This is a genomic window from Neorhodopirellula pilleata, assembly GCF_007859915.1.
GTDB lineage: Bacteria > Planctomycetota > Planctomycetia > Pirellulales > Pirellulaceae > Rhodopirellula > Rhodopirellula pilleata.
This window is the reverse complement of the sequence record NZ_SJPM01000005.1, coordinates 282,952-308,323: the sequence shown is the minus strand read 5'-3', so window position 1 is coordinate 308,323 and position 25,372 is coordinate 282,952. Positions and strand designations below refer to the sequence as shown.

Sequence of the window (25,372 nt, the reverse complement as noted above, 5' to 3'; positions counted from 1 at the left end):
AAATCATCGGACGATTAGGGCACGCTGACCTTTCCCCAAAACGGGCGGGTGCGGTCGGCGCGGGTGCGGACGTCTTCGAGCATCGTGGCGAACTCACCGTCAAACCGAAAGTCGTTGCGGCGGGTTCCATAGCGGATTGCGATCGGTTCAGAGAAATTCAATTGCGGTATCTGAGGGGTCAGCCACACCGTGAACGCTTTCGCTGGCCCTTGAGAGATGCGGACCTCGTTGTTGGCTCCGATGACCGCTTTGATATCCGCGTGGGCGATCCGAGGGTTTTCATCCCACAGGATGGGATCCATGATCGCGCTGGGCAACGATTCGTCCCATTCCAACCACCAAAAGAATCGATCGCCCGCGCGCATCGAAACGAGTTCCAGTTCCTGAGGGATCTTGGCGCGTTGATGGAACGGAGTCGACATCCACTCAAAAATCCGGTCGCTTTCTTCGTAGAAAAACTCCTTCCCCCGTCCACGATACATGACCACCATCGCGTCGTGTTTGTACGACATGTAGTCGTCGTAGACGGCACCGTTGCGTTTGAGCGGCCGGCCGTCCTTTTCGCCCATCACGATGTAGACCGGCACATGAACCGCGTTGGGGTCGTAGTGCGTTAATGTCTTTTGTGGTTCGGCGCTGATCGAAATCATACCCGCCCATAAATCGGGATGGGACAAGGCAACGTCCCAGGCGGCCGCCCCTCCGGCACCGTGACCGGCAATGAACAATCGATCGGCGTCGATCGAGAAACGCCGCATCGCACTGCGGACACTCGACAATATCGCGTCATGTTCGCGCCCGGTGTATTCGTAATCTCGCTGCCCAGGACGCGTCCAGCGTGGCGCAACGACGATGAACCCGTGCCGAATCGACTGGCCCAATCGCATCGCTTTGGGTTGTGGTGGCGGGGCGACCTCGGGTTCGGCCGGTTCCGGTTGCGCAGCCTCTGCTGAGTTGCCTTGGTCCTTTGAACCAAGGGGCAGGAACTGCTCCGTCGCGACTCCCGACCACCAATTCAATTGGGTTTCCGCAGGAGCACCGGCGGCGTGCAAGGCGACGACGCACGGATAAGGTCGCAGCGGGTCGTACTCGGGCGGCAATTGCACGATGTAATCGGCCCCGACATGGAACATCCCCTCGATGCGATCATCGGCGACCGCTCCCAGCGGCATCGGATGTCCGTTGATGGTCGGTGACTCCGGTGCATTGTCTGGCTGGCGGTTCAGGTTGCGGTCGATCTCGATCGCCTGTTCGCTCGCCAGCGGAGGCGGAATCAGCGGCAGTAGTTTGGCGATGTTCTCGGCACGGGCCGCTTCAAGCGGCCCCAACTTTTCAAGAATTTGAGCGCGGGCCGCCTGATCGGGATGGGCCAAGTACTGCTGAACCAAGTCACGAACTTCGATCAACGACATCGCCAGCTTTAAGTTTGTTTCACCGGAACCATTGCCCAAGATCCAACCGGCGACCGCCAACGCAACTCGCTGGTGATCGGGGACGGCCTCGTTGGAACCGGCGCGAACAAAATCGCTCAACCTTGGCAGGGTATCGACGGTAAGCTTCGCGTCGATTTCGGCAACGATGTCCTTGAGTGCGTCCGATTGAGCGGCAGGCAAACCGGCGACCAATTTGCCAAGACGATCGATGATTTCGTTTCGTTGCGTTGTCCCTTGATCGATTTTCGATAACTCGTCTTCGACTCGTAGTCGGGTCACGCGTCCGACGCGATCGAGCGGAAACTTTTCTAAGATGGTTCTCGCTAGTTGAGGCTGACCGGATTCGCGACGTATCTGAGCCTGTTCGATCAATTGCATGGCTTGACGTTCGACTAACGCGGTCAGTTGCGGTTTCAATTCGACTTCACCGGGGAACTGATCCAGGATCGCTTGCAGTTCGCGTCGTGCGTCGCCGTAGCGTTCCGATTCGATGAAAAACCGGACCATCTCCAGCCGCTGGTCTGGGTTGCTTTGGTCCAGACGTTTGCGAAAGATCCGCATCAGCGCCGGCGTGTCGATGGACTCGGTGGCGATCCGCATGTCCAATTTGATCGACCGTTCCGCTTTGAGGCCCTCGAGCTTGGCATATCGAGCGGTCAGTTCGGTCAAGCCTTGATGCAGCACCGTCGGCGTCCCGTCGACGCCACGAACGGTGATCTGGCGACGACCATATTCGTTCAATGGGGTCACGCCGAGAATTTGTCCGATCGAACCAACTTCATCGCCCCCGTCGGGCGTGGGTTGAACAAACTCGATCCGCAATCCTAGATCGGGGACGTCGGCCGGTTCGGCGTTGATCATGCCTCGGCGATGAACGTAGGTCCGCCGCAAACCGTCATCGACCATCCAAATCGGACGGTTTTGTAGTCCGCCGTCGGCACCAAGCGAAAACGCATTTTCGTTCAGGGTTGCGACTTCGAGGTAGATGCCACGGAGGGTTAGCCCGTTTCGCAATGGAATCAGCTTTTCCGCTTCCGCCGGACCGGCGATCCAACAACCTGCTATCAACCAAGCGGCCGTCGCCAGTTGGCGCAACCGATGTCTGCACGTGAGGACGAAGGGCCGGAAGATCATTAGGTTTGACGGAAATCGGACATTGGAAGCGTGTCCAAGTCGCCAACCGCGTCCGACGTGTCAGCGGCATTTGATGTCGGGTATACGGTTGGCGAAGCATACGTGAAGAGCATGAAGACATTACGCAGGGTACGCCCGACCGGTGCGACGCCTTGTTGAAGTTCGCCGAGAATGGGCGAAGTTTGCTCGATCCAAAGTTCGATCGGAATGGCCCCCGCCGGCATCATCTCGATCGACTCAAAGTCAATGTCAGCAACACTGAACGCTTGCAGGGACGCGTATTGCCAATCGACCTCGGTGGAGACCGAGCTCTCGCCCGCCGGGCCGCTCGAGTGCAGCAAGTGGCCGGCCGGTAGTTGCGTAACAGCGGTCGGTTCCGGGGTGAACCAGCCGAACACGACGAACAGAATCGACGCGACCGACGCGGTCAGGATTCCGATGCCTTCACGACGTCCCCGTTCGCGAACGAGCATCCGGGCGCGACGGACCCATGTTTTGATCGTCCCGGTCGAACGCCCCATACGGTCGGCGGCTTGTGGGTAGGACAGGTTGTCGCGATGAATCAGCTCGAATGCGCGGCGTTGGTGATCGGGCAGCTCGGCAAGAGCGTGGTGGAGCCACTCGTCCAATACGACGGACGATTCGCTGGACGTTGAGTCGGCCGTGCCGATCGGCAACAGGTTGGCGGGAAGTTCATCGATCGATTGGACGTTCGTCTCGCGACGACGACGCGACAACAGGGTTCGGCATCGATTTCCGGCGATCGTTGCCAACCACGGTTCGATCGGCCGTTGCGGATCCCAGCGATTAATCGAAGCGGCGGCCCGGTGAAATGTTTCTTGGGTGACATCTTCGGCATCATGGTGATGCCCCAGGAACCTCATGCAGACTCGATAAACCATCTCCCGGTGCCGGCCGAACAATTCAGCGACTGCGGTCGATTCACCGTGACATGCGAACGTCGAAACTGGATCCGATGAAACGCTCATCGTCCGCTGAAGAATCGCTTGAGAGCATCGTCGGCGGCATCACGTGAGTTATCCTGCATGGCCGCTTTGAATGTTTCGGGCAATTTGCCAGGCTTCTGCTTTTTCGGGGGGATCTTCCGGTCTTTTTTATCATTGGCTTCTTCGCCAGCGTTTTCGGATGCCGAACTTCCTGGATCACTCCCGTCTTTGCCGGCAACCGATTCACTCACCGACAAATCGTCGCTTTCATCACCCGGAGCGGACGGTTGGTCCTGCAATGTCAATTGACGAGTCTCGGGGTCGTTCATTTTGCGAACACGGTCGATGGCGTCGGCTTCATCCAACCACGAGCTCACATCGACCTCTTCAAACTTGCTATCGTCGGAGTTCGAAGCGGCCGTCCGGACCGCGGCATCGGCGACGCTGGTCACTTCTGGTTTCTTAGCCGCATGCAGGCCATGCTCGATTACCAACCCGAAACTCAGCTTGCCGACTCGCAGGATATCGCCATCCTTGAGCACTTTGGCCTTATCAGGCGGCAAGCGCTTTTCGTTGACAAAGGTTCCGTTGCGGCTCTTGAGGTCCTGGACCAAGACTCGACCGTCCTTGATGGCCAGAATACAGTGTTTTCGACTAACCGATTCACTCTTGGGACGCAGCTGGCACGAATCGCTTCGTCCGATCAAGAACGTGTCTTGATTGACTTCGATTTCTTTGCCTGCATGGCTACCTGATTGAACGCGGAGTTTGATTTGCATAGTTACCCTTCGCGAATACGAAGACGGCGCGAGTGACCGGATTCCATCGAGGTGCCCTTTCAGCCAAGGCTCAAACGGAGCTTAGCCACGGCCGGAGCAGTGTCGCAGCTTCAGTCTAATTACTCAAGCGGAAAACGTCGTTCAGATTCGCCGTAGAGTAGCGGAACGTCAGGAAGCTTACCACTACGGGAGGGCAAGACGCCTCCGAAGGAGAGAAAACCGAGCAAAACGACCACGCGACGGATTGTCGCAAAGCCCTGTTGCTAGTGCTTTGTTCCAACTTGATCTTAGGATTAGCCGTTTTGACGCTAGCGGGCTGTTGATTAAATCGTAACCCGATGCGTCAGCGAGGGATTGAACGCCCTTAAATCCTTTGTAGGTATCCCTCGCTCACGCTTTTTGAAGTTGCGCTTTTTTCGTAACCCGCTGCGTAAGCGAGGGATTATTAATATTGACTCATCCCTCGCTCACGCTTCGGGTTACTAAAAACCAATGCCACAGCCAAAAGCGCAACTTCAAAACTCACGCTTCGGGTTGCGGTGAAAACTAAATCAACAGCCCGCTAGGCCCAAACGGCTAATGTTGCCAACCCTTAAGTCAAAGGGTGGACAAAGCACTAGGCGGGCGGATTGAGTTCTTGCAGCGATTTTCCGAGGCGTTTTTGCGGTGCGCCCTTGCGAGCAACTCGCTTGCGGCTGGCGGTCGCCGTGCCGCCCGATCGCGCCGGGGCGTCGTTGAGTAAAGCCGCGATTTCTGGGTTTACCTGTGAATTTTGGTCCGGAGCACCGATCTGTTCGACCGCATCACTAACGCCTAGCAGCACGGATTGACGGACGCCGTCACGAAGCCAATCGAAAAAGTTGAAATTCATATTTGGTTCTTCATATCAAAAAGGGGAGCGTTGGAATGCGTTCACGCCAATTCGCTTTGCAGGACAAACGGCTTGTAAGTTAGCCGTCGTCCCAATGTCCAGCCCGAAAAACCAGTGTCCAGCCCGAAAAAGTGCCCAGCCCCCGACTTTTAGGGACAACGGCGTTGTGACGGCTTGGCGTCTTTGGTAGCTTACGGCGCTTGCAAGCGACCGGCTTTTTCAATTCTCTCCTACAACCCCTCGGGGTGAAAGCTCGTGGGCTGTGGCCGGTGCCCACTACGCGATTTCACCTCCGGTACTGATTCATGGTTAACCGCAACCTCATCCGCTCTCTCGAAGACGACGACATCCTAGCCGATTTGGCCCTCATGGCTCCGGAGGACGAAGTCGAAGAATGGATGATCGAAAACTTCACTGCTGAACAGCAGGATTACAACTCCGGCAATATCGTCGAAGGACGGATCGTCGAAATCAACGACGAATGGGCTCTCGTCGACGTCGGATTTAAGAGCGAAGGCACCGTCGGGCTCGATGAATGGGGCCCCGATGAAGACACGCCTAAAGTCGGCGATATGGTCAAAGTCCTCATCGAAGAGATGGAGGACGAACTCGGTGCGGCCGACGATCCTTACGGCATGATCTCGCTGTCGAAGCGAAAAGCCGAAAAGATCATCGAGTGGGAAGAGATGATGGAAACGGTTGCCGAGGGCCAAGTGGTCACCGGAACCGTTATCCGAAAAATCAAAGGCGGATTGTTGGTCGATATCGGCGTCAACGTGTTCCTTCCGGGATCGCAAGTTGACATCCGTCGCCCCGGCGACATCGGCGACTTCATCGGTCGCGTCGTTCAAGCCGAAGTGCTCAAGATCGACGACACCCGCCGCAACATCGTCATCAGCCGCCGCAGCCTGATCGAACGTCAACGCGAAGAAGACCGCACCTACCTGATGCAGGAACTGGAAATCGGCCAGGTCCGCATCGGGATCGTCAAGAACATCGCCGATTTCGGCGCGTTCGTCGACTTGGGCGGCATCGATGGTCTGTTGCACATCACCGACATGGCGTGGGAACGAATCGGCCACCCGACCGAAATGGTTTCGATCGACCAAGAAATCGAAGTCAAGGTGCTGCACATCGATCGCGAAAAGCAAAAGATCGCCTTGGGTCTGAAGCAAAAAGACCGCAACCCATGGGAAAACATCGAAGGCAAGTACCCGGTCGAATCGACCCACCCGGGCGAAGTCGTCAATGTGATGAGCTACGGTGCGTTCGTGAAGCTCGAGCCAGGCATCGAAGGCCTCGTCCACATCAGCGAAATGAGCTGGACCAAGCGAGTCAACCACCCCAGCGAATTGGTGAACATCGGCGATAAGATCGAAGTCATGATCTTGGGTGTCGATCCGGAAGGCCAACAACTCTCCCTCGGTATGAAGCAAACGCTGAAGAACCCGTGGGACGAAGTCCTCGAAAAGTACCCCGAAGGCAAAGACGTCACCGGCAAGGTTCGCAACCTTACCAACTACGGTGCCTTCATCGAACTCGAGGAAGGCATCGACGGACTCTTGCACGTCAGCGACATGTCGTGGACCCGCAAGATCGCTCACCCGAGCGAAGTGCTCGAAAAGGGCCAAGAACTCGAATGCCGCATTTTGAGCGTCGACGAATCGCGTCGCCGGATCGCGTTGGGTCTGAAACAACTCGACAACGATCCGTGGGATGGCGACATTCCTGACAAATACCAACCCGGCCAATTGGTCAAGGGTGAGGTCACCAAGATCACCAACTTCGGCGTCTTCATCGGCCTCGAAGACGGCCTCGAAGGTCTCCTTCACGTTAGCGAATTGTCCGATGACAAAGTCGATGATCCAGAAGAAGTCGTTAAGGTCGGCGACTCGATCGAAGTCAAAGTGCTTCGCGTCGACACCGACGAACGCAAGATCGGCTTGTCGCTCAAGCGAGTCGGTTGGAGCGAAGAGCAAGAGAAATCAGCCGCCGCTGCCGAAGCCGCCGAATCGACGGTGCCGGTAACGATGGACGAAGGGAACCTGAAGGGCGGCTTGGGAAGTGCCGGACCGTTGATCCCGACTCAGGAAGACAACGAGTAGTCTCAAGCAGACTTCGTTTTCTTGAAAACGCATTGAAGCACCGATTCGCACGCGCGGGTCGGTGCTTTTTTCGTAAGGCGGCTACACCGCAAACAGACAAGCCCGACGCGCAACTGCGTGTTGATTTAATCGTAACCCGAAGCGTGAGCGAGGGATCATTGTTACCGACCCATCCCTCGCTTTCGCATTTTGAAGACTGCGTTTTTTTGTAACCCGCTGCGTGAGCGAGGGATCATTGTTACCGACTCATCCCTCGCTTACGCAGCGGGTTACGAAAAACCAATGCCACAGGCAAAAGCACAACTTCAGAGCTCGCGCGTCGGGCTTGTATCCATTGCGTTCAAACACACCGAACGCGGCGATCGTTGATGTGATTGCCTTTTGAGCGGTGTTCAGATTAGTTGGGTAGCTGGACTCACAACAGTTCAGATGGTTTTCGATTGGATTCCCAAGTCTTGCGACTCCGGTTACTGATAGCCCTCAGGTGTCGTCGCGATCTTGATTACCTGTCCGTTTCCCGGATCTCGGAACTCAAGTCGATGAGCCGTTAAGCAAATGAGACCATCGCGCGGAGCTGCCGGTTCCAGAGAAGCCGGTCCATAAATGGGATCATGGCGAATCGGATGACGGCGGCCTGCGGTCTGTAGCCGAAGTTGGTGCATCCGACCGGTTAGAGGACACAGCTCCAAGAGCGTGCAGTTTCTCTCACGGTCGTATCGAATCGAACGCACGTGCGTCTCGGCGCGTTTGGCACCATCATTGACCTCGCTGCAAATTTCCCCTTTAGCTTGATCGGGTAGCTTGCGAACGTAGTCGACCCAGACGTCGTTGTTGAAGATCGCTTCGCCGTCAACCCACGCCAAGTACGTCTTGCGAACTTTGCGAGCGGCAAATTGCTCCGATAACAGACGTGCGGCTTTCTTGGTCTTGGCCAGCAACAGAATGCCGCCGACGTCGCGATCCAAGCGATGCACCGCCGTGAGATAACCCAGATCCGGCAACTGCTTCGCCAAACGTGTCTCGACGCTTTCAATGCCGGGTGCCGCCGTCGTTGGCAGGCCAGCTGGTTTATCAACCGCGATGGCGATTCGGGATTGCCAAACGATCTCGATCAAAGCTTTATCGGTCAACTTTTTACCGTCGCAACTCCAGCGAACCACCCCAGCCCAATTTTTCACGCAGGGTGCGATAGTCGTTTTGGCCGGGCACCCGCATCATCCGGAACGAGACCGGAGCACGTTGCACACGCACTCGATCGCCAGGTTTGAGTGAGCCGAGAATTCGGCCGTCGACCACAATGCTCGTACTCGGATTGGGTTCCGTCACGGCGAGTTCGATCAGCGTATCGGCGGAATCGACCAGCGGGCGGTACGTCAGCGTATGGGGACTGATCGGCGAGATCACGATCGCTTGCAAATGGCGTCGAACGATCGGGCCGCCGGCCGACAGGTTGTGCGCGGTCGAACCGACCGGTGTCGAGATAATCAATCCGTCGCAACGATACTGCGTCGCTAAGTCACCGTCGGCATACAAGTCGATGTCGAGGATGCTAAACGGCGGTCCGCCCAAAACGGCGGCTTCGTTGAGTGCCAACTGTTCGGCCACGACCTTGTCGCCACGAACGATCTCGACTTGCAGCATTAAATGGTCGACGACCCGAAAATCCCCACCACACACCTTGGGCCAAGCATCCAAGAAGTCTTCGGGCGACAACGCGGCCAAGAACCCCAGACGGCCGCAGTTGACACCCAGCACCGGAACTTGGTGAGCGCCCATTTGCCGTGCCGATTGAAGGATGGAACCATCGCCTCCGAGCACGATGACTAGGTCAGCATCATCACCGACAAATTGATAAGTGAAGTTGAAATCTTCGGCGACCAGTGTTGAATGAGCCAGCACGACCGGACGCAAACGTTTCCACGCGGATTGAACCCGTTGCCGTTCAGGAGTCCCGATCACGAGTATGCGAGGCGGGCGTCCGCATTCACACCAACTCAAGTCGGGGCCCTCTCCCGAGTTCGCTTTGCCGGTCATCCGACGCTGACTCGAGCCGCCGACTGACGACAAACGCCGACAATGCCGTCGGCCGATAAATGCTGATCCGATAAAAGGTCGGTGCGGTCGCCGTGTTCGATGAATTCGTCCGGAAGGGCCAGGCGCCGAATCAAGCGGGTATCCAGACCTTGGTCCACTGCCGATTCCAGGAACGCGGAGCCGAATCCGCCGACGATCGTTCCTTCTTCCAATGTGACAACGAACTTGCCGCCTTCGAGTGAGTGGCGAACCATGTCATGGTCGATCGGTTTGACGAACCTTGCATTGACAACGCCCACGCTCAGTTCACCGTCGAGCTTTTCGGCTGCGGCGATTGCCTGTTCTAGCATCGCTCCGTAGGCCACGATCGTGCCGTCCTCGCCGTGACGAATCCACTCCGATTTGCCGATCTCGATCGGTGCCGGCACGTGTTTGAGTTCGAGCGCGGAGGCTTTCGGATAACGGATTCCGGTCGGGTGCAGATGAGCCAACGCGGCCTGCAGCATCAACGGCAGTTCGGCCGCATAACCCGGGGCCATCAACGCCAAGTTCGGGAACAAACGCATGTAGCCGATGTCATAAACACCGTGGTGCGTCGGGCCGTCAGGGCCGGTCAAACCGGCGCGATCCATCATGAAGACGACCGGCAAGTCCTGAAGCGATACTTCTTGGAAAATCTGATCGTAACTTCGCTGCAAAAATGTGCTGTAGATATCGACGATCGGCCGCATGCCGGTCTTGCACTGACCGGCCGCGAATGCGACCGCGTGCGACTCGCAGATCCCGACGTCAAAGAAGCGGTCCGGGAACTTTTCTCGGACCGGCTCGAGCTTATTGCCTTGGCACATCGCGGCCGTGATGACGGTCACCCGCGGGTCCGACTTCATTGCTTCGCCGATCGCATCGCGGGCGTGAGTCGTGTAGGGCGGGCGTCCTTCACTGCGACGGGTCACCGGCGTGCCGCCGCGGTCCTCGAACGCCGGCGGCGTGTGGAAGAAGACCGGATCTTCGGCGGCCGGTTTATAGCCGTGCCCTTTCTCGGTCACGACATGCAAAAGCACCGGTCCGGAAGTCTCCTTGCATAATTGCAGGTATTTGCGAAGCAACGGGATATTGTGTCCGTCGATCGGGCCGATGTATCGAATGTCGAGTTCCTCGAACAGCATTCCGCCAAGGAGTCCGGCTTTGACGCCTTCTTTCATCTGCGCCAATAGCCGCTCGGCCGGATCACCAAACATCGGCACATGATCGAGCAATCGCACGACCTCGGTCTTGAGCCCCGTGTAGAAAGGGTTGTTGCGCAAGCGATCGAGATAACTCGCCACGGCACCGGTGCGATGGCAGATCGACATTTTGTTATCGTTGAGCACGATGGTCATGTCTTGGCCGAGCTCGCCGGCGTTGTTGAGCGCCTCGAACACGATCCCGCTGGGAAACGCACCGTCGCCGATAACCGCAACGGTTCGTCGCTCGCGTTGATCACGCAGAATATCACCGCTGCGTAAACCGACCGCCGTGCTGACGCTGCTGCCGGCATGCCCGGTCATGAACAGGTCGTAGTCGCTCTCGTGCGGATTGGGGTAGCCCATCAAGCCGCCCCGGGTCCGGATACTTTCGAACTGAGAGTAGCGTCCGGTGATCAGTTTGTGCGGATAAATCTGGTGGCCGGTGTCCCAAATCAAACGATCGGTCAGGAAATCAAATTCCGCGTGCAAGGCCAAGCAAAGCTCGACGACGCCAAGGTTCGACGCGAAGTGGGCCGTTCGAGTCGCCAATAGGTTGCACAACACGTCGCGAATTTCAACGGCCACGTCCGCCAGCGTTTCCGCTGACATCGCCGAAAGCTCGCGGGCATCGCTGAGGCTGGCTAGCAACGGGTGTCGCGGTGTCGGTTCGATGGGGTGGCTCATGAGGTTCGCTCCAAAATGTAATCCGCCATTATATGCAACCGTTCGGCCGATGCCCCTAGCAACTTCAGGGAATCGTGCGCGTTGCGGATCAGCGACGCCGCGTGCGCCCGTGCGAATTCGATACCGGCACGAAAATCGACCTCGCTCGTTGCCGGGTTAGCCGACGTTTGGCTCAACGCGGATTGCTCCGCCGCCATTAAGTGAGGGAATGTCAATTTTCCACGCCCGGCGTCTTTCTGAGTCCGCTTACCAAGTTGCTCATCGGTGGCGGTGAAATCAAGTACATCATCGGTAATCTGGAACGCCAACCCGAACAATTCCGCGAAGCGGCCTAAGTCTTTGATCACTTCGGCACCGGCATTCGCTGAAATTGCGCCCATTCGAACGCAAGCGACAAACAGTGCCCCAGTTTTTCGACGATGGATCGATTCTAGATGCAATCTCGCCGAACGGGGGGACTCGAAGTCTTCGATGCCGATTTTTTCAGCCGCAAGATCGTCTTCTTGTCCACCCACCAGACCACAGGCACCCGCCGCTGTGGCGAGTTCCCCGATCAAACGGGCCGCTGTCGCCGGATCGGAAACGTTTCGGACTAAATGGCCGAATGCTTCAGCTTGCAAGGCATCGCCGGCCAAGATCGCGGTGGCTTCGCCGAACTGGATATGTGTCGTCGGCCGTCCGCGACGTAGATCATCGTCGTCCATCGCGGGCAGATCGTCATGGATCAACGAATACGCGTGAATCATTTCGACGGCAACAGCGGCCGGACGGGCGTCGTCGATCGAACCGCCGCAGGCCTCAGCGGCCATCATCACGAGCGCAGGGCGTAGCCGTTTTCCCGGTGCCAAAACCGAGTAACGGATCGCGTCGGCCAATCGGGGCGGGCATCCGTCGGCGAATTGACATGCCTTGGCGAGAGATTCCTCGATCGAAGCCCGAAACGGGGCGAGTTGTGAGTCGATCACGAGGCTCATCGTTCTTCCAGCGGCTCGGTGACGGGATTGCCCTCGGCATCGAATCCGGCCAATACACTGATCTTGCGTTCGGCGATTTCGAGCAGCCGATAGCACTGCCGCATCTTCGCGACCGCCGATTCGTACTGTTTGAGCGAAGCGTCCAAGCTCAGTTCCCCACTTTCGAGGGCACGGACGATTTTTTCGATCTCGCCCAAGGCAGTTTCGAAATCAACCGGGACGTCGATAATCGGAGCATCGCTTTCCTGAGCGTTGTTGGCGTCAAGAACGTCGTCGTTCGCGGATGCGTTGGTTTTCTTTTTAGCCAATCAATCAGACTCGTCGATGTGTCTTATTTGCGTGTCTTATTTGCGTGTCTTATTTGCTCCGGATCGATTCGTGACCTACGTTTGAAGAGACTGACGATCCTTGGCGGAGTATAGCACGACGTCCAGTGATCGCGACAGAACCAACCCCGCGACGGGTGGCGAAGCCTTCTCACTTGAACGTCTGACTCACGGTATGCCCCGCTCTCACCGCAAATCACGATCGATACGAAAGGCATCGGCTACCCCCAGCCCGGCGAGCTTAAGCGGAATAACGAACGCAGACAGCCCGGCTGATATTTGCCGCACCGCCGACTCAATCGATTCGGTGACAACGGACAGCGACCACACCGAGACGGGCACCTCGGCCGAGAGCGACGCTGGATCTGCCGAAGTCATCCAACGGCTCGAGGAGTTGCTCCATCGGTTTGATCGACTCGACGACCGGCTTGATCACTTCTCCCTTGAACAAGTCGATTTGTCGACACAAGGCGAAATCTCGATCGCTGACGTCGAAGAATTACGCTTGCTCCGGAGCGAACTCGAGGAAGCGTGGAGGAGCAACGAAGACCTCCGTCACGACAATGAAACTTTGACTGCTCAGCTCGCCCGAGCGAGTGCCAGCCAAACCATTCAATCCAAGATCGGGGTGGATGAATCGTTGTCATGGGAGGATCGCAAAGCAATGATCATGGCGCAAATGGAAACCGATTCCTTTGACGCCGATTCCTTCATCAACTCGCTGTCCGACCGCACCAAAGCGTGCGCACGATCGCACTCCAGCGATGAGCCGGAGAATCCAGACGAATTCGGAACCGAACCCACGCCGTTGGAATTCGTCGAATCGCTCTCCCGACGCGTTAGCGAGATGGAAGAAATTATCCGCCGTCGTGATCAAGAAATTCGTGACCTGAAGAATCTGCTCGAAAACCAATCGAGTACTTGGCAGTCGGAGACTCGCAATAGCGGGATTGCGATCGGAGCCGCTGCGATCGCCGGCTTGATCGATGCCGATCCTTTGGTCATCGAAGAACGAGCCCGCTTGCAACAGCTCAAGGACGACTGGGAAGACAAGTTCCGCCAAACGGAAATTGAAGCTTCGTTGGAACGAGCCAAGTTGTCACGCGAGCGTCAAGAACTCGCCAAACGCACACAAGAGCTCGAAGAACGACTCGAAGAACTCCAGCGAGAGAAGAAAAACGACGGCCGTGTTCCCCCTAAAGGCAGACGTTGGCTGGCCGAGTTAGGTTTAACTCCCAACAGTTTGTCCGAAGCAACCTAGTAGGCTGGTCGTAGCGATAGCGGAGACCCGGCAGGAAGCGGCGGTGAGCGATTCGCTGCGGGTATTGCTCGACACCCGACGCTAGCGCCGTGTTGATTTAATCGTAACCCGAAGCGTGAGCGAGGGATTCATCGCCATTAAGTCCTTTGTATGTATCCCTCGCTCACGCTTCGGGTTTCGATGAAGACTAAATCAACACTCCGCTAGCGGCGGGTATTGCTCGACGCCCGACGCTGGCGAGTTCGGCCCACCCTCAAACTAGACTTTGAAGAAGCAGGAACAGCAATTGCCAAGTTTTCGTCGCGGAGACTCATCCATCGAGCCTACTTGAGGCCGATTCAACGCCTGGCGGCGTTTGTGGTGCCACCGGCAAATTACGCCGGTGGCACCGAAGATGGATTGGCTTCGAGGACTGTTTTCAAAACGTCGATCAACTGATCGAGCCGAAATGGCTTGAACAAGACCGCCTTGGGATGCAAGCCGTTCTGCTTTGCTTTAACGATCGAGTGGCCTGGATCGTAACCGAAGCCCGTCATCAGGATCATCGGCACATGATCCATCACCTTCTCAAGACGGAGCATCAACTGGTAACCGCTGTAATCGGGTAAACGAATGTCACTGATGATCGCGTCGTACGAATCCTCGCCGCCGCTACGTCGTACCATCAACACGGCCTCGTCGCCCTCGTGAGCCGTTTCGACAATGCAACCGTAACGCTCGAGTAAACGGTGCGCGTCTTCGCGGACCTGGTCGTCTTCGTCGACCACCAAGATTCGCTTTCCTCGAAGCATCCCGTGCTGCTGAGACTTCTCGTCGGCCGGAACCGCTTCGAGCGGCGTCATCTTCTCACCGATTTGCTGGATCGTTCGTTTGATGTCGCGCGAATTTTGCAGAATCCGCCCCAATCGATCCATCACCTCGGGGCTATGCCCGATGTAACCTTCCATCACATGGACCGCATCGTTGAGGATCGCGTCGACCGGCATCGCGACGGCGCTGTGGATCGCATCGCAGCTCTGTTGTGCCGTATTCGCTTTCTGCGCGACAAGCAGTTCGAGCGTGTTCAGGGCGAAAGCGACGTCACGTGCAAAGATCTCAAGGAATTGCAAATCACTATCTGAGAACGCCGACACCTCGGGACTTTCCACGTTGATCGTACCCAGCACTTGATCGTGCAAGATCAACGGCACAGTGAGTGAACTGCGAGCATTCGCCACACCGGGAATGAACAGCGGGTCGTTCAGGACGTCGTGACAAATGTAACTTAAACCAGATGCCGCAACGTAACCGGTGATCCCGTTCTCGTGCATCCGTGCAAGTAGCCGCCGGTCAGATGCCTCCTCGTCGATGCCGACGCTGAGCAACGGGAGGAGATTTCCCGTCGTCTGCTCGAGCACGCGAATCTCGATCACGTCGAAACTCAACAAGTCGCGGAGGTAATGTTGGATGTTGTCCTTGAGCAGATCGATCCGCTCGTCCACCTCCATCATGAAAATTTCGTTGGGTCGCAAATCGGCCAGTTCACGACCGGCTTGATGGATCGCCGCCAGCTTTTGTTCTTGAAGAATCTCTTCGGTAATGTCGCTGACCGTAACGATGAGCTGCCGCGAAATGTCCTGTGATTGGATCGGCGCGGCGTGCACCTTGAAGTATCGATTGTTCTCACTATGAAGCGTCGATTGGCTTTGGTCGCCGGTCGCCAGCGACGTATGAAAAGGGCAAAAATCGGGACCCATGATTTCCGGATTATGCAACAGTTCGTAAAACGTCATGCCCAACGGCACGCCCTCTTCGCGCTGCGCCCATTGAAGTAACCTCCGGTTGGCCCAGATTATCCGCAGGTCGGAATCGACCAAGGCAACGCCTTCGGGCATGTCTCGCAACATGATCCCGCTCTGCACAATGCCACGAATCTCGGAGACTTGGGGCAACGCCGATCGGCTCAGCCAGATTCCGTCGATACCGTCCTCCTCGAGCATCGGAAAGGCTTTTTCCACCGATTCGACGTGAATCCACTCAATCACCTCACCTCGGTGGGTGTCTTGAGACGGTGCGTTTTCCGGCGGAGCACCATAGCGTACCTCGCTCGGAGATTCCCCGAGGCTCATGTCGGGCGAAGCCGGGGGAGCAAAGTCGGCGGCGTCGCCTACCCAGATCAGTCTTGACACAGCTAAGATTCCCCCACCTCAGGAAGACAATTTCTGCATCGCGAAACCTGCGATTCACCGACGCATTTTTTGTTATGGTTACAGATTCATAACCGTTTTCAAGCACTCCATTCAAATTGCGCCGGCTGTTTTCATCGACAGAAATGCGTCAGTGCCGCACACAATATCGAGCCGGCCGAGGCAATGCCGTCATCGCCTCCTGAGCCGCACCGCAAGGTCGCAATGTTGGCCCTTCGTCGATTCCATTGCCATCGGATCGGTATCAAACCGCCGCGAGAAACAGAGTCAAAAAAATTTTTACGCTGGGTGCTCGCGAATCATTGTGAGCGATCCCCCATCAAGGATGTGGCTGATGTGAAGTCGACCTGACAACACCCACAAAAATAAAGGAAAAATTGAAATTTGGACCCCCTCGGATCGTTGACACTGCGGGCCAACCATCTACCTTTTGTGCTCGTGGGCAATGTCTGCCCAAAGTACGCAGCCGTTAAAGCTTACCCGTGTTTCTTCTGTTGCCTCACCTGGCTGTGAGCATTTTGGAGGGTTTTCAATGAAGTCGAATGTATTAAGGATGTTTTTAAGCGTCACCGCGACGATCGTGTTCGCCGTGTCAGCTTACGCAGGATGCGGAGATTGCGGCGGATGCGCCAGCGGCAGCGGATGTGCTGCCGAAGGTAGCGCAGTCGCCTACGGCTCCGGCGGTGGTTGTGCCCCGCAAGTGAGCTACGAAACGCAAACGGTCATGCGTTCACAGTACGTGACGGAAACCCGTATGGTTCCCACCACCTCGTACCAGCGTCAAACCCAGACCCGTATGAAGAGCGTGACCAAACAGGTCGCTCGTGTTGAAACCAAACAACAAGAGTACACTGTCAACGTTCCTCAAACTCAAACTCGTACGGAAACCTACGACGTTCAAGTCGCGGTTCCTTACACCGAAGAAGAAACCTACACCGTTCAGGTTCCTGTGACGACTGAAGTCGAACAGTCCTACGACGTGTCGGTTCCTTACACCGAGACCAAGACTCAGTCTTACACGGTCAACGTTCCTTACACCGAGCAAGTCGAGCAAACTTACACAGTTCAAGTGCCCGTCCAAAAGACTCGCACCGAATCGTACCAAGTTTGTGTTCCTTACACCGAGCAAGTTGAGCAAAGCTACACCGTCCAGGTTCCTGTGACGACCACGCAAACTCAAACTTACGAAGTGTCGGTTCCGTACACCGAAACGATGACCCAAACGTACAGCGTTCAAGTTCCTTACACGGAAACTCAAACGCAAACGTACACGGTCAACGTTCCGTACACCGAGCAAGTTGAACAGTCGTACAATGTGACCGTTCCTTACACCGAGCAAGTCGCTCAAACGTACACCGTTCAAGTTCCGTACACCGAGCAAGTTGCTCAGTCGTACACCGTTCGCGTTCCGGTTCAAGAAACCAAGACCGCTTACCGTACCGTTAGCAAGTGCGTCCCAGTGACCACGATGCGAACGGTCACCAAAGACTTGGGCAGCTACCAGTGCCAAGCCGTTGAGGCCGCTCCGGTTGCTTCAGGTTGTGGTTGCGAAACCAGCAGCTGCGGAAGCCCTTGCGGCGGATGTGGCGGATGCGAAAGCAGCTGTGGCTGCGCCGCTCCTGCTCCAGCGTGTGCCCCGGCCGTTACCTATCGTAAGGTTTACGTTCCTAACGTGGTCACCGAACAGGTCCCAACGACCTCGTATCAACGTACCACCGAGCAAGTTCCTTACTCTTACACCGTGACCTCGTACACCTGCCAAACGCAGACCCGTATGGTTCCGGTTACCAAGATGCGGGCCGAAACTCGTCAGCGCATGGTCAACGTGACCAAGTACCGCACCGAAACCCGCAGCCGTATGGTTGCTGTTCAAAAGTGCCGTCAAGAAACGCGTACTCGTGACTATACCGTCACCAAGTACCGCACCGAAGAACGCACCCGCGAAGTTCCTGTCACCAAGACCCGCATGGAAACCCGCACCCGCGAAGTTCCCGTGACGACCATGACGACAGAAACCAAGACCCGTATGGTTCCTGTCAACAAGACTCGTATGGAAACCCGCACCCGCGAAGTTCCGTATTGCGAAATGGTAACCGAGCAACGCTCACGCACCATCTCGGTCCAAAAATGCCGTCAGGAAACCCGCGAGCGTTCGTACGAAGTCACGAACTACCGTACCGAAACTCGTACCCGTATGGTTCCTCAAACGACCATGACGACCGAAGAGCGTACTCGTACGGTCAACAAGACCCGCATGGAAACGCAACAACGCTCACGCGAAGTTTCGTACACCGTGTGTGTTCCTGAAACCCGTACTCGCACCTACAACGTAACCGTCTATGACACCGTCACCGAAGAAGTGCCAGAAGAGTACTCCGTCTGCGTTCCTGTAACGACGATGAAGGAAGTTCAAGTTCAAGTTTGCAAGCAAGTTCCAACCACCGTGCAAGTTCCCGTTTACAGCGCACCAGCCGCTGTGAGCTACGAAAGTGCCCCGGTCATGGAATCGGCTCCGATGGTCATCCCAGCAACCGGCAGCGGTTGCACGACCTGCGGAAACTAGTTCAAGCAGTGAATCGGCCTTGAGCGTTTGATCGCTCGGGTCTGTTTCATCAACGACCCAGAGAAACCACGCGAGGTGCAAGCTTCGCGTGGTTTTTTGTTTGGTTAACCCCGGCGCGTGAGGGCCCGTTGGTTTAGTCTGCATCATAACCCGACGCGTGACGGCGTGTTGATTTAGTGAGCCGACGGCACTAGCCGCGTGTTGATTTAATCGTAACCCGAAGCGTGAGCGAGGGATTCATCGCTATTAAGTCCTTTGTATGTATCCCTCGCTCACGCTTCGGGTTTCGATGAAGACTAAATCAACGACTCGAGCAATCGTCGCAGCTTCCGCAGTTCAATACGGTGATCGAAGTCGTCCATCGGGACCATGTCCACGGTCAAAGCTCGCTTGTACTTTTCTCGCTCAAGCTGAGTGACGATTTTACCGTAGTCGATTTCGCCTTGTCCGACACTGACTTGAAATTGGTCTTTGCGCGTATCACGCAACTGCACGTTGGTAACAAATTTCAAAAGCTGATCGAATCCCTTGCCCACCGCCATGGCTTTGGCGATCGCGGGATTGTCTCCGGCGGCAACCATCGAAACCGACGGATCCAACGCGACACCGAGGCCGTCGACATTGTTACAAAGCACCAACAGGGTATCGGGATCTTCGCTGAGACAACCCAACATGCAGCGAACGCTCAATCGAACGCCTTCGCCCTCGGCGATCGCGACGAGTTTCCGCAGGTGCTCGACTTCCTCGTTGAACGGTGTCCCCTTCTCGGCCGAGGGGACAGAAATATTGACCACTTTAGTGGCTTTGGCGATGCGACACATCGCGTGAAACTGTTCGTAGTGCTGCTCCCCCGTGCTGGCCAATTCCAGCCGGTAGCCGCTGATGTCCATCCGGTGCGAAGACCGAAGGATCTGAACGGCCCGGTCTTCGTCCTCGAGCAACTCATCCGGCCGAATCGGGCCGACGGACTCTTGAACGGCAATTTCCACGGCCGTGAATTCGAGATCTTGGAGCAGCTCGATCGCAGCCTGAAGTTCAAGATCGGGCCAACATAAAGTCGAAGCGGCAACAAACACGCGGCGAATCCTTTCAGAGAAACAGGGAAAGCCTGGGAAGGCTGGTTATCGACGTCAATCTAACCAACATCAGTCGGCAAAGTCCAGGCGAATTGCCCGCCTTCACGCTGAGGCCAGTTCAGTCCGTCACTCCACGCATGCCAGCAATTGAGGAAACGGTTTCGTGTCGGCCGAACCATTGAGGACTTTCAAACGCCATGAAGGCGCAATGTTTGCGTGCGGTTTCTGGCAATCGATCGGCTGGTAAACACGAGCCGTTTTTACAATCCCATTCCCTTACCTGGAGCCAAAGATTTATGTCCGTGAAACAGTCTCAAGGCCGCCCTTGGTCGGCAATCGGAGAGGGCGTCTGTGTGCTCGACACGGTATGGGCCAGCCCCGCCGACGAAGCCGGGATCACCCACGGCGATTACATTCTTTCAGTCAATGGAGATAGCGTCTCAACCCCGAAACAACTGGTGTCCTCGCTGAAAAAAGTAAAGGGCGGTGACAAGGTCGATGTGACGCTGTGGCGACGAGGCAACACGATTCAACGTGAAGTCACCCTCGCTACTCGTGCCGAGCGACCACCGGCGAGTCATCAAGCTTGGCTTGGGGTCATGTCCGTGATATTCGGTCGTTCGCTGAAAGCATCGAAGAGATGGGGCCGGGCTCGAAAATTCAACTAACGGTCAAACGCGACGGCGAACCAAGCCAGCTGAATGTCACACTGGGCGATAAAGAAGATGCACCCTTGCGATTTCGACAGCAAGCGATGAATGCATCGCGTGGCGATTCGATCCCCAACGAAAACCGAGGCGAGTCGTCGGAATTCTTTAGCGAGACGCTCGATGAAATGCGGCAACGCATCCGCGATCTAGAACAGCAAGTCCAAGAGATGCGGACGAACGATGACGTATCGTTCCGCCTGCACTCACCGACGCCGGCCAATGGAACGATGCTAGTCGTCCAGCGTGATCAACGTCGCGGAGACCGTTGGGACGGAGATCGCGACCGTTGGGACGGAGATCGCGAACGTTGGGACGGAGATCGCGAACGTTGGGACGGGAATCGCGACCGTTGGAACGGGGATCGTGGACGCTGGAATCGTGGCCGCGACTGGGACAACGACTACTACGATTGGCGAAGCCGCTATCGCAGCGGTTATCATTCTGGCCTCAATCGCAGCCCCCGACACGGCAATTCGTACTATCGATACGGCGGTCGTCCCTACTATGGCAATTTCGGACGTGGATACGGTTACGGCTACGACGGCGGGGGACTCCGCTTCGGAAACTTCGGCGTCTGGTGGTAAGGGCTGCCGGAAGTATCTAACGCTTCGTCAAAATTTAATTCTAGTGTGAGCCGAACGCCTAGCGGGCTGTTGATTTAGTGCGTTCGTCAGTTTTTGTGAGCCGATGGCCTAGCGGGCTGTTGATTTAGTCCTCATCGAAACCCGAAGCTGTGACAGACCACTAGTCGCCGAAGTGCAGCAATCGAGATTCGATGGGGCCGCAGCCGTGACCGTATTTGGGTGCAAAGTGGATCGCGTGGTTGACTGCCGCGATCGCAAAGTCGATTGCCTCGCGCATCCGAGTCGCCTGGTCGTCTTGCGGTGACGACAACGCCAAACGAGCTGCGATTACCGCCGAAAGCGAACAGCCCGCGCCGTGCGTGTGGGCGTCGGAGTAGCGATCGACCGTGAGCGTGACCAACTGTTCTGGTTCGGTAAAGACATGCATTTGCTGCCCGTCGACTGCGCCGGCTTTAAGAAGCACGGCGGTGGGTCCGAAGTCTTGCAAGTCTTGGGTTGCGGCGAGCAGGTCATCGATCTTGGTACCGATGCCGCGCTGCAACAATCGTTCGGCTTCGAAACGATTCGGCGTGATCAGATCGGCGAGCGGCAAAAGCTCATCGTGATAGGCGGCCACCGCGTCATCGTCGATCAATCGATCGCCGTGTTTGCTGACCATAACCGGGTCGACGACGATCAAACAGTCTGATGGATCGATACGTTCTCGCATCGCGTGGAGTTTGTCGGCGACACATGCGATGATCGCCGCGTTCCCGAGTGCGCCGGTTTTGATACATCGCGGCGGTATGTCCGACAACACTGCATCGATTTGTTCGCCGATCAATTCCGGCGATAGCATTTCGACCTTACCCACTCCCAAGGTGTTCTGCACGGTCAGTAAGGTGACCACCGCCATCCCGTACACACCGTTTTGCTGAAACGCCTTTAAGTCCGCTTGCAGACCGGCACCGCCGCTGGGGTCGGAACCGGCGATCGTCAATGCGATCGCGTGCGGTGCGATTTCAACCTTGCGGTCTTCAGAACCCGCCATGTCAAGCGGCCGCTTGTTGCTGAGATTGGATTGGCAAGCGAATGATGAACGCCGTGCCGCGGCCGACCGAGCTTTCCACCCGAATCTTGCCGTCGTGTTCGTCGACGATTTCTTTGCAAGCGGCCAATCCCAGGCCCGTGCCGCCTTTGCCGGATTCGTCGGGACCGGATTTAGTCGAAAAGAACGGATCAAAGATTCGCGGCAATACATCTGCGGGAATGCCCGTGCCGGAGTCTCGAACGGTCAACTCGACCGAAACCGTTTGACCGCTGGCATCGAAGACTGGCGCTAAGCGGATCAGAAGAGATCCGCCTTCGCCCATCGCTTGACGTGCGTTCGTCATCAAGTTGAGCAGCAATCGCTGGATCTGATTTCCGCTAACCGGAACCAATGGCAGGCCCGCAGCCAGTTCGGTATCGACACTGATGCGGTACTTTTGCATTTCACGTTGCAGTAAGATCATCGTGTCATTGATTAGGGCGACCAAGTCGGTCGGCTCCTTGGCATCGGTTCGATTGCGAGCCTGGGCGAGGATCGTGTTTGTGATTTTGGCCGCCCGCTCCGATGCCGCCAGGATTCTCGTTAGCGCTTTGTCACGACTCTCGGCGTCTTGATTTCTCAATCCCAACTTGGCGTAATTGATGACAGTCATCAGCACGTTATTGAACTCATGAGTCGCCGTGCCCGTCAGTTCGCCCAATGACGCGAGGCTTTGCATGTGGCGGACTTGATTCTTCAGCGCTGTGATTTGCGTCTGAGCGTCCGGCGGCGTGATGGGATGGGTGTCCGGCATGAGAGCTTGGGGTGCTAAGGCGATTCAATCGGATAATTCTGAATAGGAATGCAAGGTGTTGCGACCCGGACAATCCCGTCTGACCTATCTATCGACGACCGTGTGTGATCTGATAAACCGCAATCGTGTGACCGTCAAACCTTACCGGGGGACGCCCGATTGCCTGACCCGACTCGAACCATTCGCTACCAAGTTCCAAAGTCCGCAGCGGCAACGCAAGACGAGAACGTCCTGGACCGATTAGCTCGGCTGACCCGGATCGCACGCCAGCACGGATTTGAAGTTCGCGGCGAGCCGCTGGGCAATTCGCAGGGTGGTGGCGGCAGCACGTGGTGCGAGATTCGAGGTCGCCGCATCCTGTTCTTGGATCTTTCTCAACCGGCTGCGGAGCAGGCGATCGCGATCCGCGAGATCCTGGAAGAGACCGCCAGCGTGCGTCCTCACGCCGCACCACCGGTCCGAGCCGCCTAGCATCGTGGCACGGTGGTCTCCACCGTGAAACACGGCGGGGACCGCCGTGCCACCATATGCCAACGCGAACTTAACGTTGGAACAAGACACCGGGCCGAAACTCATAGCGGGTTTCGCTACCCAAAGATTGCAAGTTTGGCCGGTAAGCCTCTTTTTTTTGCATTTAATTTTTGTAAGAAAAGGATTCAAAGCCCGAGGAAAATGCGATACCCTCTTAGAGGGGGCAGTCAGTAGGGCAATCAATCCCAACAGACTGCCGCCATTTCCCAGCAGAACCAACTTCGGAAGACTAGAAGATGAACACGCTGTACTTAAGTCGTCAGTCCACCCACGTCTGGCGGGCAAACGCGGCCGGATTCTGGATCGCTTTTTGGACATGCGTTTTGGCGTTGGCCAGCCCGTCGGCGAGCGCGGAGTCCATGCACGCGCTAGTCATTGGCAATGCGTCGTATCCCAACGGTGCCTTGGCCAACCCGGCCAACGATGCCCGCCTGATGGGGTCAACATTGGAAAGCCTCGGTTTTCAGGTCACGACGTTGATTGATCAAACGCAACAACAAATGGACCAGGAGATCGCCGGTTTTTGCCACCGGGTTCCCAAGAACGGATTGGCGCTGTTTTTCTTTGCCGGGCACGGTTTGCAAATCAATGGCGAAAACTACTTAGTGCCGATCGACGCCAAACTGCACGATGAAACGGCAGTGAAATACAAAACGGTGTCGCAAAACTACGTTGTCGACTCCTTGTATTCTTCGGCGAGCAACATGAATGTCGTCGTCCTGGACTGCTGCCGAGACAATCCGTTTCAGCGAGCCTGGAACCGCAGTTCGGCGAACCGTGGATTGGCACCCGCCCAAGTCATTCCCGAGGGGACATTGATCGCTTACGCCACCTCCCCTGGCGATACGGCCCTCGATGGCTCAGGGGCGAACTCGCCGTACACGACCGAGTTGGCCAAAGCGTTCTCACAGCGTCCATCGACCGGACTATTATTGCGAGACGTGTTTTTCACCGCCAGCGCGGCCGTGCGAAAGGCAACCGGCCAACGCCCCTGGTTGAACCTGGACGCATCGCTCGACGCGTTCTATTTACGGCCGCCTGAAGTCGATGTCGACCGTGTGGAGTTGAACCAGGTCGCAATGAAAATCGAGAGCGGATCTTTGCAATCAGCAAACACTTCCGATCTCGAAATTCCGGCGCCTGTTTTGGGAGACCTCCCGAATCCGACGTCTGAAGCCACTTCCCCAGACACTTTGTTATTGGATTCTTCCCTGATGCGGCAAGCCGATACATTCCTGAACGAGGGGGATTATGATCTTGCCATCGAAGCCTACACGGTGCTGATCAATGACTCCAGCCTGAGCAAGGAACAACAACTCAAGGTGCGGCGCAACCGAGGTGTGGCATATTTGACACGACGCCAAGATCGGGACATTGAGCGGGCGATATTGGATTACCAAGCATGTGGCGAAGAAGGCGTCCACATGTCAATCCTGATGGATTCGGTAAGCCTCAAGGTCGGCAATGAGTCCAAAGCCACGGCAAGAAAAAACCAAATCGCGTTGGTGACCTTATCGCAGGGAGATTGGCTGTGGATCGAGTCGATTCACGACAACAATTCGATTCAAGGTTGGGTTTCCAAGGATGCGTTTAGAAAGCCGTCCTCCGAAACAGCGTCCTCGCCGATCGCTTCGGCTCAAACGGTCCAATCGGCAGCCCAACCCGCTTCGGGCGTCTCGAGACCGACATCATCCGTCGTCAGCAATTCCGGCTCGTTTTCGCCTTCACAATCGACATCCTCCTCGTTGACCCAGCCATCGTCGTCCCAGCCGACGTCGTCGGTCCCATCGAACGGCTTTGCGTCGTCCCAATCTCAGTTTTCGCAGCAGCCGCAACGATTCTCACAGCAGCCGGCCCCGGTTCAATCGCAATTCCGCAGCGCGACCCCGCAGACATCGAATCAGTTTTCGTCCAACAACGGATTTCAACAATCCAACCAAAGCAATCAGCGAAACCAGTTTTCCAATTCTGGGAACAGTCGTTCAAACGTTCCCAGCGGGGCGTCACCGTTCACTCAGAAATTCATGCAAAAGAACAATCGCCCACCCAGCATTTGGCAAACTCCCCAATGGGAATCGCCGGCCCAAATCAAACGATTACGTGCCCAGGGCTTAGTTCGATAAGA

At 56.4% G+C, this 25,372-nt stretch carries 19 protein-coding genes and 1 pseudogene; 7 read left to right on the top strand and 13 right to left on the bottom strand.

Going from position 1 to position 25,372, the window contains the following annotated elements; translation table 11 throughout:
• Window positions 1-14 precede the first annotated feature (14 nt).
• From Pla100_RS13920 to Pla100_RS13905, 4 genes are all read right to left on the bottom strand, one after another.
• Window positions 15-2,501 (bottom strand): alpha/beta hydrolase, encoded by a 2,487-nt coding sequence (locus Pla100_RS13920; protein WP_231603045.1) that lies wholly within the window; start codon window positions 2,499-2,501, stop codon window positions 15-17.
• 65 nt (window positions 2,502-2,566) lie between these two features.
• A complete protein-coding gene (locus tag Pla100_RS13915; protein ID WP_146578308.1) occupies window positions 2,567-3,556 on the bottom strand; it encodes an RNA polymerase sigma factor in 990 nt (329 codons plus the stop codon).
• Window positions 3,553-4,293 carry an FHA domain-containing protein gene (locus Pla100_RS13910; RefSeq protein WP_146578307.1) on the bottom strand — a complete coding sequence of 247 codons (741 nt, stop codon included), beginning with the start codon at window positions 4,291-4,293 and terminating at the stop codon, window positions 3,553-3,555. Before Pla100_RS13910 ends, Pla100_RS13915 begins: the two co-directional genes overlap by 4 nt.
• A 616-nt stretch (window positions 4,294-4,909) precedes the next feature.
• Window positions 4,910-5,164: a hypothetical protein gene (locus Pla100_RS13905; protein WP_146578306.1), complete on the bottom strand. Its 255-nt coding sequence runs from the start codon at window positions 5,162-5,164 to the stop codon at window positions 4,910-4,912.
• Between the two features lie 305 nt (window positions 5,165-5,469).
• Between Pla100_RS13905 and Pla100_RS13900 the strand changes: the two genes are divergently transcribed.
• On the top strand, window positions 5,470-7,269 hold the full coding sequence (locus Pla100_RS13900) for a 30S ribosomal protein S1 (protein WP_146578305.1): 1,800 nt from the start codon (window positions 5,470-5,472) through the stop codon (window positions 7,267-7,269).
• 467 nt (window positions 7,270-7,736) lie between these two features.
• Here Pla100_RS13900 and Pla100_RS13895 read toward each other — a convergent pair whose 3' ends face one another.
• From Pla100_RS13895 to xseB, 5 genes and pseudogenes are all read right to left on the bottom strand, one after another.
• Window positions 7,737-8,399 (bottom strand): RluA family pseudouridine synthase, encoded by a 663-nt coding sequence (locus tag Pla100_RS13895; protein ID WP_231603044.1) that lies wholly within the window; start codon window positions 8,397-8,399, stop codon window positions 7,737-7,739.
• 4 nt (window positions 8,400-8,403) lie between these two features.
• Window positions 8,404-9,303, bottom strand: coding sequence for an NAD(+)/NADH kinase (locus Pla100_RS13890; protein ID WP_146578304.1), 900 nt, complete (start codon window positions 9,301-9,303; stop codon window positions 8,404-8,406).
• On the bottom strand, window positions 9,300-11,213 hold the full coding sequence (gene dxs, locus Pla100_RS13885) for a 1-deoxy-D-xylulose-5-phosphate synthase (protein ID WP_146578303.1): 1,914 nt from the start codon (window positions 11,211-11,213) through the stop codon (window positions 9,300-9,302). The genes Pla100_RS13890 and dxs overlap by 4 nt, the downstream gene beginning before the upstream one ends.
• Window positions 11,210-12,187, bottom strand: coding sequence for a polyprenyl synthetase family protein (locus Pla100_RS13880; protein WP_146578302.1), 978 nt, complete (start codon window positions 12,185-12,187; stop codon window positions 11,210-11,212). The genes dxs and Pla100_RS13880 overlap by 4 nt, the downstream gene beginning before the upstream one ends.
• A gap of 5 nt (window positions 12,188-12,192) precedes the next feature.
• A pseudogene (gene xseB / locus Pla100_RS13875) lies at window positions 12,193-12,495 on the bottom strand (exodeoxyribonuclease VII small subunit); the annotation flags it as partial.
• Between the two features lie 325 nt (window positions 12,496-12,820).
• Here xseB and Pla100_RS13870 point away from each other — a divergent pair.
• Window positions 12,821-13,774 carry a hypothetical protein gene (locus Pla100_RS13870; protein WP_146578300.1) on the top strand — a complete coding sequence of 318 codons (954 nt, stop codon included), beginning with the start codon at window positions 12,821-12,823 and terminating at the stop codon, window positions 13,772-13,774.
• A gap of 374 nt (window positions 13,775-14,148) precedes the next feature.
• On the opposite strand, the gene Pla100_RS13865 is transcribed toward Pla100_RS13870, so the two are convergent.
• Window positions 14,149-15,942, bottom strand: coding sequence for a hybrid sensor histidine kinase/response regulator (locus tag Pla100_RS13865; protein ID WP_231603043.1), 1,794 nt, complete (start codon window positions 15,940-15,942; stop codon window positions 14,149-14,151).
• 571 nt (window positions 15,943-16,513) lie between these two features.
• On the opposite strand from Pla100_RS13865, the gene Pla100_RS13860 reads away from it, so the two are divergent.
• Window positions 16,514-18,523: a hypothetical protein gene (locus tag Pla100_RS13860; RefSeq protein ID WP_146578497.1), complete on the top strand. Its 2,010-nt coding sequence runs from the start codon at window positions 16,514-16,516 to the stop codon at window positions 18,521-18,523.
• A gap of 296 nt (window positions 18,524-18,819) precedes the next feature.
• Here the strand turns inward: Pla100_RS13860 and Pla100_RS13855 are convergent, their stop codons facing one another.
• A complete protein-coding gene (locus Pla100_RS13855) occupies window positions 18,820-19,599 on the bottom strand; it encodes a sugar phosphate isomerase/epimerase family protein (protein ID WP_146578299.1) in 780 nt (259 codons plus the stop codon).
• A gap of 302 nt (window positions 19,600-19,901) precedes the next feature.
• Between Pla100_RS13855 and Pla100_RS13850 the strand changes: the two genes are divergently transcribed.
• Window positions 19,902-20,267, top strand: a complete 366-nt coding sequence (locus Pla100_RS13850; RefSeq protein ID WP_197167930.1) for a PDZ domain-containing protein — start codon at window positions 19,902-19,904, stop codon at window positions 20,265-20,267.
• 86 nt (window positions 20,268-20,353) lie between these two features.
• On the top strand, window positions 20,354-20,893 hold the full coding sequence (locus tag Pla100_RS13845) for a hypothetical protein (RefSeq protein WP_146578297.1): 540 nt from the start codon (window positions 20,354-20,356) through the stop codon (window positions 20,891-20,893).
• A gap of 160 nt (window positions 20,894-21,053) precedes the next feature.
• Here the strand turns inward: Pla100_RS13845 and thiD are convergent, their stop codons facing one another.
• Together thiD and Pla100_RS13835 are read right to left on the bottom strand one after the other, a co-directional pair.
• Window positions 21,054-21,923: a bifunctional hydroxymethylpyrimidine kinase/phosphomethylpyrimidine kinase gene (thiD, locus tag Pla100_RS13840; protein WP_146578296.1), complete on the bottom strand. Its 870-nt coding sequence runs from the start codon at window positions 21,921-21,923 to the stop codon at window positions 21,054-21,056.
• Window position 21,924: 1 nt separating this feature from the next.
• On the bottom strand, window positions 21,925-22,716 hold the full coding sequence (locus Pla100_RS13835; protein ID WP_146578295.1) for a sensor histidine kinase: 792 nt from the start codon (window positions 22,714-22,716) through the stop codon (window positions 21,925-21,927).
• 159 nt (window positions 22,717-22,875) lie between these two features.
• Here Pla100_RS13835 and Pla100_RS13830 point away from each other — a divergent pair, with 159 nt between their 5' ends.
• Together Pla100_RS13830 and Pla100_RS13825 are read left to right on the top strand one after the other, a co-directional pair.
• Window positions 22,876-23,187, top strand: coding sequence for a hypothetical protein (locus Pla100_RS13830; RefSeq protein WP_231603041.1), 312 nt, complete (start codon window positions 22,876-22,878; stop codon window positions 23,185-23,187).
• A 296-nt stretch (window positions 23,188-23,483) separates the two neighbouring features.
• Window positions 23,484-25,370, top strand: coding sequence for a caspase family protein (locus Pla100_RS13825; protein ID WP_146578294.1), 1,887 nt, complete (start codon window positions 23,484-23,486; stop codon window positions 25,368-25,370).
• Window positions 25,371-25,372 lie beyond the last annotated feature (2 nt).

Coding starts and splice junctions, on each gene's coding strand:
- Pla100_RS13905 (WP_146578306.1), bottom strand. CDS start 5,164: ATGAATTTCAACTTTTTCGATTGGCTTCGTGACGGCGTCCGTCAATCC.
- Pla100_RS13860 (WP_146578497.1), top strand. CDS start 16,514: ATGTTTTTAAGCGTCACCGCGACGATCGTGTTCGCCGTGTCAGCTTAC.
- Pla100_RS13845 (WP_146578297.1), top strand. CDS start 20,354: ATGAATGCATCGCGTGGCGATTCGATCCCCAACGAAAACCGAGGCGAG.
- Pla100_RS13880 (WP_146578302.1), bottom strand. CDS start 12,187: ATGAGCCTCGTGATCGACTCACAACTCGCCCCGTTTCGGGCTTCGATC.
- Pla100_RS13825 (WP_146578294.1), top strand. CDS start 23,484: ATGAACACGCTGTACTTAAGTCGTCAGTCCACCCACGTCTGGCGGGCA.
- thiD (WP_146578296.1), bottom strand. CDS start 21,923: ATGGCGGGTTCTGAAGACCGCAAGGTTGAAATCGCACCGCACGCGATC.
- dxs (WP_146578303.1), bottom strand. CDS start 11,213: ATGAGCCACCCCATCGAACCGACACCGCGACACCCGTTGCTAGCCAGC.
- Pla100_RS13900 (WP_146578305.1), top strand. CDS start 5,470: ATGGTTAACCGCAACCTCATCCGCTCTCTCGAAGACGACGACATCCTA.
- Pla100_RS13890 (WP_146578304.1), bottom strand. CDS start 9,303: ATGACCGGCAAAGCGAACTCGGGAGAGGGCCCCGACTTGAGTTGGTGT.
- Pla100_RS13910 (WP_146578307.1), bottom strand. CDS start 4,293: ATGCAAATCAAACTCCGCGTTCAATCAGGTAGCCATGCAGGCAAAGAA.
- Pla100_RS13835 (WP_146578295.1), bottom strand. CDS start 22,716: ATGCCGGACACCCATCCCATCACGCCGCCGGACGCTCAGACGCAAATC.
- Pla100_RS13915 (WP_146578308.1), bottom strand. CDS start 3,556: ATGAGCGTTTCATCGGATCCAGTTTCGACGTTCGCATGTCACGGTGAA.